15 protein-coding genes and 1 tRNA gene are annotated in these 13,225 nt (G+C 69.2%); 5 read left to right on the top strand and 11 right to left on the bottom strand.

Annotation, left to right across the window (positions count from 1 at the left end; genetic code table 11):
• Positions 1-19 precede the first annotated feature (19 nt).
• The 3 genes from B2K11_RS06680 to B2K11_RS06670 all read right to left on the bottom strand — a co-directional run bounded on the left by B2K11_RS06680 (position 20) and on the right by B2K11_RS06670 (position 2,494).
• On the bottom strand, positions 20-865 hold the full coding sequence (locus tag B2K11_RS06680) for a helix-turn-helix transcriptional regulator (protein WP_163617440.1): 846 nt from the start codon (positions 863-865) through the stop codon (positions 20-22).
• Positions 866-932: 67 nt separating this feature from the next.
• Positions 933-1,871 (bottom strand): SDR family oxidoreductase, encoded by a 939-nt coding sequence (locus tag B2K11_RS06675; RefSeq protein WP_163617439.1) that lies wholly within the window; start codon positions 1,869-1,871, stop codon positions 933-935.
• A 302-nt stretch (positions 1,872-2,173) separates the two neighbouring features.
• Entirely contained in the window at positions 2,174-2,494 is a 321-nt protein-coding gene (locus B2K11_RS06670; protein WP_163617438.1) for a hypothetical protein, read from the bottom strand.
• Positions 2,495-2,727: 233 nt separating this feature from the next.
• On the opposite strand from B2K11_RS06670, the gene B2K11_RS06665 reads away from it, so the two are divergent.
• On the top strand, positions 2,728-3,705 hold the full coding sequence (locus B2K11_RS06665; RefSeq protein WP_163617437.1) for a zinc-binding dehydrogenase: 978 nt from the start codon (positions 2,728-2,730) through the stop codon (positions 3,703-3,705).
• 105 nt (positions 3,706-3,810) lie between these two features.
• Positions 3,811-5,346 carry a hypothetical protein gene (locus B2K11_RS06660; RefSeq protein WP_163617436.1) on the top strand — a complete coding sequence of 512 codons (1,536 nt, stop codon included), beginning with the start codon at positions 3,811-3,813 and terminating at the stop codon, positions 5,344-5,346.
• 24 nt (positions 5,347-5,370) lie between these two features.
• On the opposite strand, the gene B2K11_RS06655 is transcribed toward B2K11_RS06660, so the two are convergent.
• Positions 5,371-5,586, bottom strand: coding sequence for a hypothetical protein (locus B2K11_RS06655; protein ID WP_163617435.1), 216 nt, complete (start codon positions 5,584-5,586; stop codon positions 5,371-5,373).
• Positions 5,580-7,061, bottom strand: a complete 1,482-nt coding sequence (locus B2K11_RS06650) for an SDR family oxidoreductase (RefSeq protein WP_163617434.1) — start codon at positions 7,059-7,061, stop codon at positions 5,580-5,582. Before B2K11_RS06650 ends, B2K11_RS06655 begins: the two co-directional genes overlap by 7 nt.
• Before the next feature lie 49 nt (positions 7,062-7,110).
• Between B2K11_RS06650 and B2K11_RS06645 the strand changes: the two genes are divergently transcribed.
• Positions 7,111-7,527, top strand: a complete 417-nt coding sequence (locus B2K11_RS06645; RefSeq protein WP_163617433.1) for an NUDIX domain-containing protein — start codon at positions 7,111-7,113, stop codon at positions 7,525-7,527.
• A 21-nt stretch (positions 7,528-7,548) separates the two neighbouring features.
• On the opposite strand, the gene B2K11_RS06640 is transcribed toward B2K11_RS06645, so the two are convergent.
• Positions 7,549-8,088, bottom strand: a complete 540-nt coding sequence (locus tag B2K11_RS06640; RefSeq protein WP_163617432.1) for a YaeQ family protein — start codon at positions 8,086-8,088, stop codon at positions 7,549-7,551.
• Between the two features lie 96 nt (positions 8,089-8,184).
• On the opposite strand from B2K11_RS06640, the gene B2K11_RS06635 reads away from it, so the two are divergent.
• Entirely contained in the window at positions 8,185-8,598 is a 414-nt protein-coding gene (locus B2K11_RS06635) for a DUF1232 domain-containing protein (RefSeq protein WP_163617431.1), read from the top strand.
• A gap of 51 nt (positions 8,599-8,649) precedes the next feature.
• Here the strand turns inward: B2K11_RS06635 and B2K11_RS06630 are convergent, their stop codons facing one another.
• Entirely contained in the window at positions 8,650-9,228 is a 579-nt protein-coding gene (locus B2K11_RS06630) for a hypothetical protein (RefSeq protein WP_163617430.1), read from the bottom strand.
• Between the two features lie 60 nt (positions 9,229-9,288).
• Positions 9,289-10,116, bottom strand: a complete 828-nt coding sequence (locus B2K11_RS06625; RefSeq protein ID WP_163617429.1) for an inositol monophosphatase family protein — start codon at positions 10,114-10,116, stop codon at positions 9,289-9,291.
• Positions 10,117-10,210: 94 nt separating this feature from the next.
• Here B2K11_RS06625 and B2K11_RS06620 point away from each other — a divergent pair.
• Positions 10,211-10,283 (top strand) — tRNA-Lys (locus B2K11_RS06620).
• Positions 10,284-10,480: 197 nt separating this feature from the next.
• Here B2K11_RS06620 and B2K11_RS06615 read toward each other — a convergent pair.
• From B2K11_RS06615 to B2K11_RS06605, 3 genes are read right to left on the bottom strand one after another with little or no spacing between them, the layout of a single operon-like run.
• On the bottom strand, positions 10,481-11,398 hold the full coding sequence (locus B2K11_RS06615; RefSeq protein ID WP_163617428.1) for a hypothetical protein: 918 nt from the start codon (positions 11,396-11,398) through the stop codon (positions 10,481-10,483).
• A 21-nt stretch (positions 11,399-11,419) separates the two neighbouring features.
• Positions 11,420-12,652, bottom strand: a complete 1,233-nt coding sequence (locus B2K11_RS06610) for an MFS transporter (protein WP_163617427.1) — start codon at positions 12,650-12,652, stop codon at positions 11,420-11,422.
• On the bottom strand, positions 12,649-13,104 hold the full coding sequence (locus B2K11_RS06605) for a MarR family transcriptional regulator (RefSeq protein WP_163617426.1): 456 nt from the start codon (positions 13,102-13,104) through the stop codon (positions 12,649-12,651). The genes B2K11_RS06610 and B2K11_RS06605 overlap by 4 nt, the downstream gene beginning before the upstream one ends.
• Positions 13,105-13,225 lie beyond the last annotated feature (121 nt).

Below are 13,225 nucleotides of genomic sequence, written 5' to 3'. Positions count from 1 at the left end.
GCGGATACACCGCCGCCGGTCACCGCCCCGCCGAGATCTCCTGCGTTCCGATCACCGACAGGAGCTGCAGTCGCTCGTAGCTCTCGGTGCCCGGCGTCGCGGTGAGCACGAGGAGAGTCTGGCCCTGCTCGGGATCGATCAGGAACTGGCACTGCATCTGCATCACACCGACCTCGGGGTGCTGCAGCCGCTTCTCGCGCGAGTGGGTTCCGCGCACCTCGTGCTCCTCCCACAACTCGGCGAACTCCGGGCTCTCGGCCAGCAGCGCGTCGACCATGGCGCCGGCGCGCGAACGTGCGCCGAACTTGGCGTACGCCGTGCGGATGTCTGCGGTGAACGCCCGCGAGTGCAGCGGGTGGTCTTCGGAGGGGTAGACATCGCGCGCCCGGAGATCCATGAACCACCGGTAGCCGACGCTGCGCATGAATCCGTCGAAGCGGGTCTCGTCGCCGAACAGGGCCCGCGCAGCGGGCGTCTGTGCGAGCGTCTCACCGAGCTCGGTCATGACCTGCGCGGGGGTGTCGGCGAGCCGGTCGAGCACCCGCATGAGACCCGGCGAGACGTGCTCGCTGCGCAGCGCGCGCGTCGGCGCCGTGTGTCCGGCGAGCCGGAACAGGTGGTCGCGCTCATCGAGCGTGAGCCGCAGGCCGCGGGCGATCGCGGCGAGCATCTGCTCCGACGGCTGCGGACCGCGGGACTGCTCTAGCCGGCTGTAGTAGTCGACCGACATGTCGCAGAGGGCGGCCACCTCCTCCCGGCGCAGACCCGAGGTGCGGCGCCGAGAGCCACGCCGCAGCCCCACATCCTCCGGCTGCAGCGCGGCTCGGCGGCGGCGCAGGAAGTCGGCCAGCTGAGCTCTGTCCATCACCCGAGTCTGCGGCATCCGTCATTCCTCAGCCAGGGATCCGAGATCCCTCCCTCGACGCACCCGCTCACGCCGGCACGCGTACGCCGGTCAACTGCTCCGAGAGTTCCCAGATCCGCCGGGCATCGGCCTCACTCTGCAGGCGGGAGTACACCGGCTGCTCGGCCGGCAGCCCGCCGAGATGACGAAGGCCCTTCGGTCCATAGAGGTGACCGCCCTGCGCGTCGCGGCTCGTCGCCGCGTACACCGCCGACAGGGCCGCCGACGACGGAGTGCCGACCAGGATGCCGAGCCGCGACATCGTTCGAATCAGCTTGACCGCGGTGGTGTCGTCGGGGCGGCCCATCCCCGGCTGTGCCGACAGCAGGTTGGTGGGAGTGATCCCGGGGTGGGAGAGGTTGCTGCGCATGCCCCAGCCTGCGGCATCCGATCGCCGTTGCAGCTCCATCGCGAAGAGGCCGAAGGCGATCTTCGACGAGCTGTACGCCTTCATCGGGTCGTACCCCTGGGCCCAGTCGAGGTCATCCCAGTTCACCGCGCCCTGATCGGCCGCGATGCTGACCTGGCTGGTCACGTGCGCGCGTCCTTCACGCAGGAGCGGCAGCAGCCGAGCCACGAGCGCGAAATGCCCCAGGTGGTTGGTCGCGAGCTGCAGCTCGAATCCGTCGGCGGAGAGCCGGCGCGTCGGCGGGTTCATCACTCCGGCATTCGCGATGAGGATGTCGATCGGCCGGCCTTCGCCCAAGAGCTGCTCGGCGAGGTTCGACACCGAATCGAGCGACGACAGATCCAGCGGAAGGACACGGATGGCGGCATCCGGAGTCCGCTCACGGATCATCGCAGCAGCGGTCTCGCCCTTCTGCGCATTGCGCACCGGCATGAGGATGTCGGCGCCGGCGCGCGCCAGACGTGCGGCGATCTCGATTCCCACGCCGTCGCTTGCGCCGGTGACGAGGGCGCGCTGTCCGGTGAGGTCGGGAACGGGGATGTCGAGGATCTTCGGCATGAGGGCGGCTCCTTGTTCGAGGGGATGCCTCCATCCTCGGGGGAGCGCGGCGGGGTATTCAGGGCGCGCTCATCCGGGGACCGCGGATCCCTGGATGTCGGGGCTGCGTGGCATCCTCCTCCGCGCCGTCCGATTCACCCCGGCGTTCAACAGGTCAACCGCGGTTCCCCAGGACGATGAAACGATTCGATCTCCTGTGGAAGGCCGGTTGACCTGTGGGCGGGGGGAAAGCGCCGCGCGCGGCGGCTCATGCGTGCGGCCGCAGGCCACCCGAAGCGGTTCGCGGTGGGCCCGGCGTTTCGCTAAGCGGCGGCGCGGGTGTGGTCGGTGACGGCGATGCGACCGCGCAGGAACGGCAGTGCCGGCGCCTTGTACAGGAGTGCGGGCGGATGCCCCGGCTCGAGGGCGAACTCGGCTTGACCGAACCGCCACACGCGATTGAAGAGGAACACCCCGATCACGACCGTCTGGTCGGCCGGAACCTGCCAGGTGCCGAGACCCCACTGCGCGGGCTGGCCACGACCCGCGATCACGAGCGTCGGCCTGATGCGGGCGTAGAGCGCGAACCAGGGCTTGTGCAGCGTCAGCTCGATGCGGCGCGTGGCGGTGCCGGTGGTGCTCATGCGGATCCCGTCGCGAACGCGCCGGCGTGCGTGCTGTCCTGGCTGTCGTACGTGCGCATCCCGGGTTGCCTCTCGTGGTCCGCTCCCAGGCTAACCGCCGGTGGGCCGACCGCAGACCGCGGGGCACCGCACCGACGCCCGATGTGCGAGGGGAATGCGTTCGGGGGATGCTGGGCTGTAACACCGAGTGGCGGCTCTCCCGGCGGCCCATGAATCTTGTGAGGAACACCACTGTGCGCGCACTCATCCACTCCACCTTCGGCGACGCGACCGACGTCCTCGAGGTCGCGGAGCGACCGCTCCCCGCGCCGGCTGCCGGTAAGGTGCGGGTGCGCACGGTGCTCTCGCCCATCCACAACCACGACCTCTGGACGATCCGCGGCACGTACGGCTTCAAGCCCGAGCTGCCGGCCGGATCCGGGACCGAGGCGTACGGCGTCGTCGACGCTCTCGGCGAGGGCGTCGACACGCTGCACGTCGGGCAGCGTGTCGCCACGGGCGGCACGTTCGGCGTGTGGAGCGAGTACTTCGTCACCAAGGCGGCAGGGCTCGTCCCGGTTCCGGACAGCATCGACGACGAGACGGCCGCACAGCTCATCTCCATGCCCTTCAGCGCGTTGAGCCTGCTCGACTTCCTCGATGTGCAGTCGGGCGACTGGATCGTGCAGAACACCGCCAACGGTGCCGTCGGCAAGCTCGTGGCGCAGTTCGCCACCGCCCGCGGCGTGCACGTGCTGGGCCTCGTGCGGCGTGACGCCGGTGTCGCGGAACTGGCCGGGCTCGGCATCCATGATGTCGTCTCGACCGAATCCGACGGCTGGCGCGAGCGCGTCGCGGACATCCTGGGAGAGAACGCGCCGCGCGCAGCCGTGGACTCGGTCGGCGGCACGGCGGCCGGCGACCTGCTGTCGCTCCTCGGAGAGGGCGGAACTCTCGTGTCGTTCGGCTCCATGGCGTCGAGCACCCTCATGCTGTCGGCGGGCGACCTGATCTTCAAACAGGCGACGGTGAAGGGCTTCTGGGGCAGTACAGTGAGCCGGACGATGGATGCCGCCGCCCGCGGTGCGCTGTTCGCCGAGCTGGTACAGCGCATCGGTTCGGGCGAAGTCAAGCTCCCCGTGGACGCGGTCTATCCCTTCGAGGAGGCCAGGGCCGCCGCCGCAGCGAGCGCAGTCCCCGGACGAGCCGGCAAGGTGCTGCTCCGCTTCTGACGTCACGGGCGCTGGGTCCGCAGTATCACCGTCGTCGTCGCGTGCCTCTTCCGGATATCGCCATGCGAAGGCGCACGACGGTCGAGTGACCTTCAGGGGGCTGCCATGACTCAGGTGGATCCGACGTCCGACACCACGACACCGCCCCGGCCGCTCGACATCGACGCGGTGCGGCACCCGGCGGAGCCATCCCGCTTCGCGCTCGCAGTGACCTGCGTCATCGCGGTGCTCATCGCACTGGTCGTGTGGCTGATCGTCGTGGATGTGTCGCTGCTCGTCTACGCGGTGCTCGTCCTCGTGGGGGCGCTTCTCGCGCTCTGGGTGGCGATTCAGTTCTGGCGACTGCGGCTCCTGGGGGATGCCGTCCTCGTGACCTCTCAGTCGCTGCCCGGGTTGCAGAGCGCCGTCGATCGCGTCAGGGCGACGCTCGGCTACCAGCGTCGGGTCGACATCTTCGTGGTTCCGAACCTGTCGCCGCGCATCCAGCTCACGAGCTACTTCGGCGTTCGTGCCCTGCTGATCGAGGGCGGCGCGGTCGCAGACATCACCGCCCCGGCGGCTCAGGGGCAGCTGCTCTTCCTGCTGGGCACCTACCTCGGTGCGTTCAAGGCGAAGCACGATCGCTGGGCGCTCGCGGAGCTCGTGCTCGACAACACCGGCGTCCGCACGCTCCTTGCGCCGTTCGTCGCGCCGTGGCTCCGGACCACGGTCTACACCGGTGATCAGATCGCCTATGCCTGCACCCGTGACTTCCGTCTGAGCCTCGCTGCGGTCTACCGCGTGCTGATCGGCCGTGAGCTCAGCGACCAGCTCGCAGCCCCCGGCCTCGTCTTGCAGTCCGAAAGGGTGGCGAGATCGCGTTATATGAGGATGGCGGAGATGTTCCGCCCGGTGCCCCACACCACCAATCGCTTCCTCAACCTGTTGCGCTTCGCGGACGAGGTCGATCCTGAGGCAGCACGCGCCTTCCGAGCCGAGCTTCCGGATGACGTCGCTCAGGTGCTCGATCGCGCACTCGCGCGGACCGCGCGTGGCGCGCGCCGGACCGCGAGCGTGGTCACCGTGACGGTTGCAGTGCCGGTTCTCAGCCTCGCGCTGCTGCTGGCCGTGACGCAGCCCGCCTTCACCGGGTGGCAGGGTTCGCCCGGTGCCTTCGAAGACCCCGTCGACACGAGCGAGGTCGACACGGTCGATGTCCCTCCGTCTCCGACGGAGGTGCTGACCGCCGCCCTGCCTGCGGAGTTCAGCGATTCCTGTGCGGACCTTTCGACTCCCACCGTAGAGCTGTCCATAGGCCTCGTCGCCGCGGTGGAGTGCTCGAGCACCGCCGTGGGTGGGGCGGATTGGGTCGAGGTCTACGCCTACGACTCGCCGGCGAGCCTGAAGGCCGCGACCGACGACTTCCTGATGTTCGTTTCGTACGGCGACTGCCTCGACGGCGCCCGGAGCGAGTGGCTCGATGGCGACGGTGCCGAACGCGGAGTGCTCGCCTGCTACTACACGGATGGCTATGAAGAGGTCGTCGCCGTGTGGACGTATGACGCCGATGGGGTCATGGTGCTCGCCGCGGATGCCGAGATGCTGCTGGACGAGATGTACGCGTGGTGGCAGACGGCGTCCCCGACGTTCGCATTCCAGTGAGTTCGCCGTGGGACGACCCGGGGTCTACGTCGAAGCAGCCCGGCGAGGCGCGGGCGGCGGGGGCACTTCCTTCGCCGCGATGATCGCGCCGCGCGGGATGCGCTCGACGCCGCGCTTGCCGTCGACGACGACGGTCTCGGCATCCGTACTCAGCAGCTCCCCGAGCGCATCCGTCGCCTGTCCGGTCGGCAGCAGGTACCGCACGACCACCCGGTGACCCGGTTCGGGCAGGTTCACCATGCGCCGGGGGCGTAGTCCTTGAGGAACACGCCGAACAGGTCTTCGCCTGCCTCGCCGCGCACGATCGGGTCGTAGACGCGTGCGGCGCCGTCGACGAGGTCGAGCGGGGCGTGGAAGCCCTCCTCGGCGAGGCGCACCTTGGTCGGGTGCGGGCGCTCGTCGGTGATCCAACCGGTGTCGACGCTCGTCATCAGGATGCGATCGGTCTCGAACAGCTCGCGCGCGCTGGTGCGCGTGAGCATGTTCACGGCGGCCTTGGCCATGTTGGTGTGCGGATGCCCCGGACCCTTGTACCCGCGATTGAAGACGCCCTCCATCGCGCTCACGTTCACGATGTACGTGCGACGGGCGCTGCTCGCGGCCATGGACGGTCGCAGCTTCGAGACGAGCAAGAACGGCGCCGTCGTGTTGGCCAGCTGCACCTCGAGCATCTCCAGTGGGTCGACCTCGTCGACGCTCTGCACCCACGAATTGGAGTGGTCGAGGTCGGGGAGGAGGCCGCCGGCGTCGATCGCCGTGCCCGCCGCGAGGCGCTCGAGCGAGCTGGACCCGGCGGTCATGGCTTGCTCGGTGAGCTCGTCGGCTCGGGCGGCCGCCGCGGCGAGGATCGGGTGGGCGGTCACCGAGCGCTCTAGCGCCTGCGGATGGCGGTCGTTGGTGTGACCGAACGTCACGAGCTCGGGCAGCGGCCCGTCGGGCAGCGGCGCCAGCTCGGCGTCGACGAGCGGCTGGTACGCGCCGGGGGAGCGGCGCACGGTCTGGGTGGCGTTGTTGATGAGGATGTCGAGCGGGCCGGCGGCCGCGACATCCTCCGCCAATCCGATCACCTGTGCGGGATCACGCAGGTCTATGCCGACGACCTTGAGGCGGTCGATCCACGCCGGAGCGTCCGGCAGGCTGCTGAAGCGGCGCACGGCGTCGCGTGGGAACCGGGTGGTGATCGTCGTGTGGGCCCCGTCGCGCAGCAGACGCAGTGCGATGTACATGCCGATCTTGGCGCGACCGCCGGTGAGCAGCGCGCGCTTGCCAGTGAGGTCGGTGCGGGCCTCGCGCTTGGCGTGGCTCATCGCCGCGCAGGTGGGGCACAGCTGGTGGTAGAAGGCATCGACGACGGTGTACGGCTGCTTGCAGATGTAGCAACCGCGCGCCTTGATCAAGGTGCCCGCGGTGGGCGCCGTCGTCGCGGTGGAGATCGGGATGCCGCGCGTCTCGTCGTCGATCCGGTCAGGCGCTCCGGTGGCCGTGGCCGCGACGACAGCGCGGTCCGCCTCGGCGATGGCCTCGCGAATCTCCCGACGGCGAACCTTCTTCACGGCCTTGAACATGGCAGCGGTCGCGCGCCGGACGGCCACGAAGTCGGGGTGCGTCTCGTCGAGCCCCGCCATGTTGTCGAGCACGCGCAGAGTGGTCGCGAGGTCGTCCGGGTCGATGCCGCTCGGCGGCAGGTCGGAGGGGGTGGGGGAATCGGGAAGCACACGTGATTCTACGCCGGGCGGAATGCGCGGCACCTGTTAGCGTGCCATCGTGACCACCTCGGACGCCGCCCCGGCCCGCAGTCGCAGCATCCATGTCTCTGCTGCAGTCATCGTGAACGAGCGGGGCCAGCTGCTGCTCGTGCGCAAGGCCGGCACGACGGCGTTCATGCAGCCAGGCGGCAAGCCCGAACCGGGGGAGTCACCGAGCCAGACGCTGAGCCGGGAGCTGCTCGAGGAGCTGGGCCTCTCGGTCGATGCCGAGGAGCTGCGTCCCCTCGGCTCGTACACCGCCGCTGCCGCGAACGAGCCCGGGTTCCTCGTGGTCGCCGACGTGTTCGCGACCGACATCGGTTCCCAGGAGCCGGTGATCGGGGCAGAGATCGAAGAGCTGCGGTGGATCACGCGGGCGGACGCCGAGCATCTCGAGGTCGCCCCGCTCGCGCGCGAGAACTTCCTGCCAGGCTGAGCCGCGCTACGCCCGGTCGGGTCAGGCGGCGGTCTGCGTGTGGATGTCGGTCTCGAAGCTCGTCGCGTTGAGGTCGAGGTAGATCCGCCGCTCCGTGATCGAGACGGTCATGGTATTCCGGCGAGCCAGTACGGCCGTGGCCGCGTCGACGAAGCCGGGGTCGAAGCTGTTCAGCAGGATCTCGTCGCCGCGGTGGATCCGCTTCCCGGCCCATGGCGCCGCGACCTTTCCCGGATCCCGGTGCGTGTAGACCCGGGTGCGCTCGGCCTGCATGCTTCCGGTGTGCAGCCGCGCGGCATCCGGAGCCCCCACCTCGATCCAGGCGACCAATGCACCCGTCATGTCGCGCACGAGAACGGCCGGCTCGTCGGTCGCCGAGACGCCCTCGCTGAAGGCGATGCCCTCCTCGTACTCGAGGCAGTAGGCGAGCACCCGGGTGAGCATGAAGGCGTCGGTCTCGGACGGATGCTGCGCCACGCGCACCGACAGATCCTCATAGACGCCCCGATCGACGTCGGCCAGCTGGATGTCGAAGGTGTACATCGTCACGCCGATTGCCATAGCGTTCGAGCCTACGCGGTCCGCGCGCGGTTCCTTGCCCTCTGCTCGGTCGCCCACCACCGGCGGACGTTACGCCACCGGTGTTACAGTCGGCGGATGCCGGACTGGGCGATCGCCGTACTGTCGGCGCTCGCCGGCCTCCTGGTGCTGTGGTCGGCGCTGCTCCTGATCCTGTGGGTGCAGGCCCGTCGCGCCGGGCGCGACGTCGACTGGCGTCAGATCATGTGGCTCGTCGCCGATGTCGTGGTGCTGCTGCGCCGACTGGTCGCCGATCCCGAGGTTCCACGGGGCACGCGATGGTGGCTGGGTGGCCTGCTCGTGTACCTGCTGCTGCCGATCGACCTCGTGCCCGACTTCATCCCGGTGCTCGGTTATGCCGACGACGCCATCATCGTCGCGATCGCGCTGCGCTACACGATCCGCACGGCCGGGCGGCCGGCGATCGAGCGGCATTGGCCTGGCGCACCTGAGGGCCTCGAGAGCCTGCTCACGCTCGCGGGCGTGCGGTGAGCCACGAGACAGCGCCGCGCGGCTTGATCGCCCCGGCGCCCGCAGGTCGTGTCAGCTCTTCGGCCACTCGATCAGCAGCAGGCCCTGCTTCGTGTCGGCCACCGTCACCTGCCCGTTCGCGAAGAAGTACGTCATGCCGTAGCCCTCGGCATCCGTCGCGATCGCCGTGTCGGCGCTCTCGGTGATGTAGACACCCTCAGGCGCCTCTTCGGGCACCCAGCCCTGGGCGATGAGTTCCTCCTGGGCGTCGGTGGCCTCGTCTTCCGAGAGCGCCGCCCAGCCGAACATCTGCCCGTGGTCACCGGCAGGACCCTCGAAGTCGGCCCACATGCACTGGAGGCCGTCCTCGATCTCGGTGCTGCCGATGTAGAGGGGTGACGCCTGCGAGGTCCAGCCGAGGCTCTCGAAGTTCGCGACCACCGATTCGCCGATGATCGTCTCGCACGTCGGGTCTTCGGCGGCGGCGGGCTCAGGGTCGGGGGTCGCCGAGGGCTCGGGGGCGGCCGTCGTCGGCGTCGCCGCGTTGCCCGTCTCTTCTGGGGCGGCCTCAGGGGTGCCGGCGCACGCCGACAGGAGAACCGTGAACAGGACGAGGGCGGCAGCGGCGCCGAGGATGCGAGGGGCGGGCATCGGGAGTCTCCGTGGGGGATGGGAGGCGGTCGGGGGGAGGTGGGTGGAGCGGAGCGAAGGTCAGGAGGAGTGGAGCAGGTCGAGATACGCGTCGTGGAGCACGCGGTTCGTCGCCAGTGAGGAGCCCTCCGACAGCGAGTCGCGGCCGTCGAACGACGTGAACCTGCCGCCCGCCTCGGTCACGATGGGCGCGAGCGCGGCGATGTCGTACTCCTTGACGCCGAACTCGGCGACGAATTCGAGGCGCCCCTCGGCCAGCAGCATGTACGGCCAGGCGTCGCCGTAGCCGCGGTCGCGCCACACCGACGACGTCAGGCGCTCGAGGGCGTCGAGCTTGCCGGCATCCCGCCACTGCCCGATGCTCTGGAAGCTCACGCTGGAGTCGGCGATCGCGTCCACGGTCGACACGCGGAGGCGTCGCGTCTCACCCGAGGGTGTGTTGGTCCAGGCGCCGAGGCCCGTGGCGGCCCACCAGCGCCGGCCGATCGCAGGCTGGCTGGCCACGCCGACGCGGGGCACGCCATCGATCGCGAGGGCGATGAGGGTCGTCCACATCGGGATGCCCTTGAGGTAGTTCGCCGTACCGTCGATCGGGTCGATGATCCACTGCCGGTTCGAATCGCCCGTGACGCCGTACTCCTCGCCGAAGATGCCGTCGGCGGGACGCTCGGTCTCGAGCACCGCGCGCAGAGCGCGCTCCGTGGCAAGATCGGCCTCGGTCACGTGAGTGCTGTCGGCCTTCACCTGGATGTCGAGATCCGCCGCATCGAAGCGGGACATGGATGCCGCATCCGCCGCGTCGGCGAGGCGCAGAGCGAGTTCGAGATCGCCGTGAAGGTCTCCCTCGAACGGCGTGTCGAACGTCGCTGCGGGGAGAGGGGTGGTCACACGATCCAGGATAGCGGCGGCGCTCCCGTCTCGATTTCACGAGACGCGATCGTGATGCTAATGTTGGTCCTCGGTTCGCCTCGTTGTGAACTGCGCACCTCTAGCTCAATCGGCAGAGCAACTGACTCTTAATCAGTGGGTTCTGGGTTCAAGTCCCAGGGGGTGCACCGATGAGAAACCCCCGGTCAGCGCTGGCAAGTGCGGCCGGGGGTTTCGTCGTAGGCGGTGACTCGCATGCCCCTCACCAGCTCATCGCCAACTGAGCCCGGAGATTCAGGGCGTCACGCGGTTGTGACGCCCCCTATCCACGGCGGTTAGTGGCGACTGGCGGGTCGCGCTCCACGCGAGCCATTTCGAGTCGGGCTCAGTCAGGTGGTGGAGGGTGGACGAAAACGTCCACGGTGTCCTTGCGGAGGTGGAGGCTGATGACGCTGCGGTCCGCGAGCCAATCACCGAAGCCGTCGGCCGCCTCCGCCACCACCCTCATATGGACGGCGAGCTCGATCCCGGGAGGTAGGCACTGAAACTCGAATCGACCGCCGCCACGGTCCCAGGCGATGAGGCAGATGTCGCCCACGCCGTTCTCGACGGACCAGACCTCTATGTCGCGGTAACGCTCGAAGTGGTGCAGTGTGGACATGTCCGGGTCGCCTACGTTGGCAGTCAGCGCTTGGACATCACTGCTCTCCGGGCCGGCCGCGGTCGCTTGCAGCGACGCCTCCGGGTGCGGTGAGAGGAGCCAGACAGCGGCGTAGATGAGGATCGCGACGACCACGATCGACCCGACCATGAACGATGCGCGGCTTCGCGTGAGCGTCGCACGCTGCCTCAGCGACCGCCCGGAGCCCATGTCCGAGGTCGCCGGGATCATCGGCTCCGCCCTCTGCGCCGTTGGGCTGACCGCGGTGTCTTCGAGGGCGGGAGCGGACGTCGGTGCAGCATCAGCCGTGCGGTGGTCGACAGAAGCGGTGGCGCCGACGGGGGGCCCCGCGGCGACATTGGCCGCTTCGAGTTCGATCAACCTCGCCACGGCGAAAGCGTCGGCCTCGATGTCGGCTTCAGGACCATACGCCCGTGCGCGCAGGTCGTTCAGCTCGCGCTCGACGCCATCAGCTGCAATGTCAGCATCCGGTCCGTATCCGCGTTGCCGCGAGCGCTCGAACTGATCCGATTCCTCGCGCCCGGCCGACCCCCGAGGGGCGTCCATGCTCTCATTATCCGCGCGACCGTGGCACGACGATAGGGACCGAGAGAGCCAAGGCCGAATCGAGATCGCTGCCACCCGACAGCGCCGGCGCCGGCCTCAGGCGGCGTCGCCGACGAGCACGGCTGCGGCCTCGTCGGCGGCATCCGCTTCGCGCTCGTCGATGCGGGCGAGTGCGCGGCGGCCGAAGAGGATCGTCGCGGTGGCGATGACGACGGATGCCGCGGCGAACACGTACGGCACGGTCGGTCCGTAGAGGTGCCACAGTAGAGCGGCGATCGGAGGAGCGGCCGCGCCGCCCAGGAACCGCACCGCGGAATACGACGACGACGCCACCGAGCGGGAGAGGTCGGTGGCTTCCATGACGGATTCGGTCAGCACGGTGTTCATGACGCCGAGCAGCAGTCCGCCGACGATGATGCAGACGACGAGTGCGGTGGCATCCTCGACGACGATGCCCGCGGCGACCAGGTCGATGGCGAGCAGCGGGAGGGTGATCAGCATGACGGTCGTGCGGGCCAGGTAGCGCATCATCAGCGGCGCCACCCATACGCTCGTGATGGCGAGGGCGACGCCCCAGCCGAAGAACGTGAAGCCGATGCCCATCGCGCCGAATCCGAGCGGGAACGGCGAGAACGCCAGCAGCACGAAGAAGCCGATGTTGTAGAACAGCGCGGTGCCGGCCAGCACGGCGAGCGACGGGATCCGAAGCGCCTTGAGAGGCGCTGACAGTGGCACGGGCGCGGGCTTCTCGCTCGGCCCGCGCAGGAGCACGAGCACCGCGAGGAACGCGATCGCCATGAGCACGACGACGCCGAAGAACGGGCCCCGCCAGCTCACCTCGCCGAGAAGCCCGCCGAGAAGGGGACCGATCGCGATGCCCAGGCCGAGAGCCGCCTCGTACAGGACGATGGCGGCGCCGCTCCCACCGGATGCCGCGCCGACGATGGTCGCCAGCGCCGTCGAGATGAACAGCGCATTGCCGAGGCCCCACCCGGCGCGGAAGCCGATGATCGCGTCGACGCTGCCGCTGAGCGCGCACAGCAGCGCGAATACGACAATGAGAGCAAGTCCGATGAGCAGGGTCGCCTTCGCGCCGATGCGGCTCGAGATCCAGCTGGTGACGAGCATCGCGAGGCCGGTGACGAGCAGATAGCTCGTGAACAGCAGTTCGGTCTGCACCGGGCTCGCCTGCAGCGACTCGGCGATCGCCGGGAGGATCGGGTCGACGAGACCGATGCCCATGAAAGCGATTACGCAGGCGAACGCGACCGCCCACACCTGCGCCGGCTGGCGCCAGACCGAGGCCGTGCTGTCGCCGTGCGCGCTCATCGTGTGGCCTCGGCGGTCGCGGTGGCGTCGCTGCGGGTGCGATCGAGCTTGCGGGTGAGGACGGCAGCCGTCGTGCGCAGTGCTTCCCATTCCTCGGGCTCGAGGTCGTGGAAGTGCGGCGCGAGGGCGGCGGTCAGCTGCAGCATCCAGGTCTGGAGTGCCTCGAGGCCCAGTGGGGTCACCTCGACGACCGTCGCACGTGAGTCCCCGGCATCCGTCGTCTTGGCCACCAGGCCGTGGTCGGCCATCTGGCCGACCAGACGCGTCATGCCCGGCTGCGTGACGCGGCTGAGGCGGGCGAGTTCACCGATCCGCAGTGACCCGTTCTCGCGCAGGATCGTGAGCGTGCGCCACTGTGCGGCGGGGGCGTCGTTGGCGGTCTCGAGCGCCGCGAGCCGGGTGAGTGCGTGCGCGGCGACGATGAGAGTCTCGATGTCTCGGTCGTGGGTCATTCGATAAGCATACCGCTAGTATATATCGCAGGTATGCAATCGCGCATCGTCCCGATTGGGTAACGACACTGTGAGGGCCGGCTTCTCGACTTGCGCGGAGGTCGGTGGTTCCTTAGATTGC

The sequence above is a fragment of the Microbacterium sp. B35-30 genome (genome assembly GCF_010634855.1).
In the GTDB taxonomy this organism is placed as follows: domain Bacteria; phylum Actinomycetota; class Actinomycetes; order Actinomycetales; family Microbacteriaceae; genus Microbacterium.
Note: the sequence above shows the minus strand (reverse complement) of the source record. Positions and strands in the feature narration are given on the sequence as shown.

What these genes read in the sequence shown, in the direction of transcription:
- B2K11_RS06680 (WP_163617440.1), bottom strand. Translation starts at nt 865, where the DNA reads ATGGACAGAGCTCAGCTGGCCGACTTCCTGCGCCGCCGCCGAGCCGCG.
- B2K11_RS06675 (WP_163617439.1), bottom strand. Translation starts at nt 1,871, where the DNA reads ATGCCGAAGATCCTCGACATCCCCGTTCCCGACCTCACCGGACAGCGC.
- B2K11_RS06670 (WP_163617438.1), bottom strand. Translation starts at nt 2,494, where the DNA reads ATGAGCACCACCGGCACCGCCACGCGCCGCATCGAGCTGACGCTGCAC.
- B2K11_RS06660 (WP_163617436.1), top strand. Translation starts at nt 3,811, where the DNA reads ATGACTCAGGTGGATCCGACGTCCGACACCACGACACCGCCCCGGCCG.
- B2K11_RS06655 (WP_163617435.1), bottom strand. Translation starts at nt 5,586, where the DNA reads ATGGTGAACCTGCCCGAACCGGGTCACCGGGTGGTCGTGCGGTACCTG.
- B2K11_RS06640 (WP_163617432.1), bottom strand. Translation starts at nt 8,088, where the DNA reads ATGGCAATCGGCGTGACGATGTACACCTTCGACATCCAGCTGGCCGAC.
- B2K11_RS06635 (WP_163617431.1), top strand. Translation starts at nt 8,185, where the DNA reads ATGCCGGACTGGGCGATCGCCGTACTGTCGGCGCTCGCCGGCCTCCTG.
- B2K11_RS06630 (WP_163617430.1), bottom strand. Translation starts at nt 9,228, where the DNA reads ATGCCCGCCCCTCGCATCCTCGGCGCCGCTGCCGCCCTCGTCCTGTTC.
- B2K11_RS06610 (WP_163617427.1), bottom strand. Translation starts at nt 12,652, where the DNA reads ATGAGCGCGCACGGCGACAGCACGGCCTCGGTCTGGCGCCAGCCGGCG.
- B2K11_RS06605 (WP_163617426.1), bottom strand. Translation starts at nt 13,104, where the DNA reads ATGACCCACGACCGAGACATCGAGACTCTCATCGTCGCCGCGCACGCA.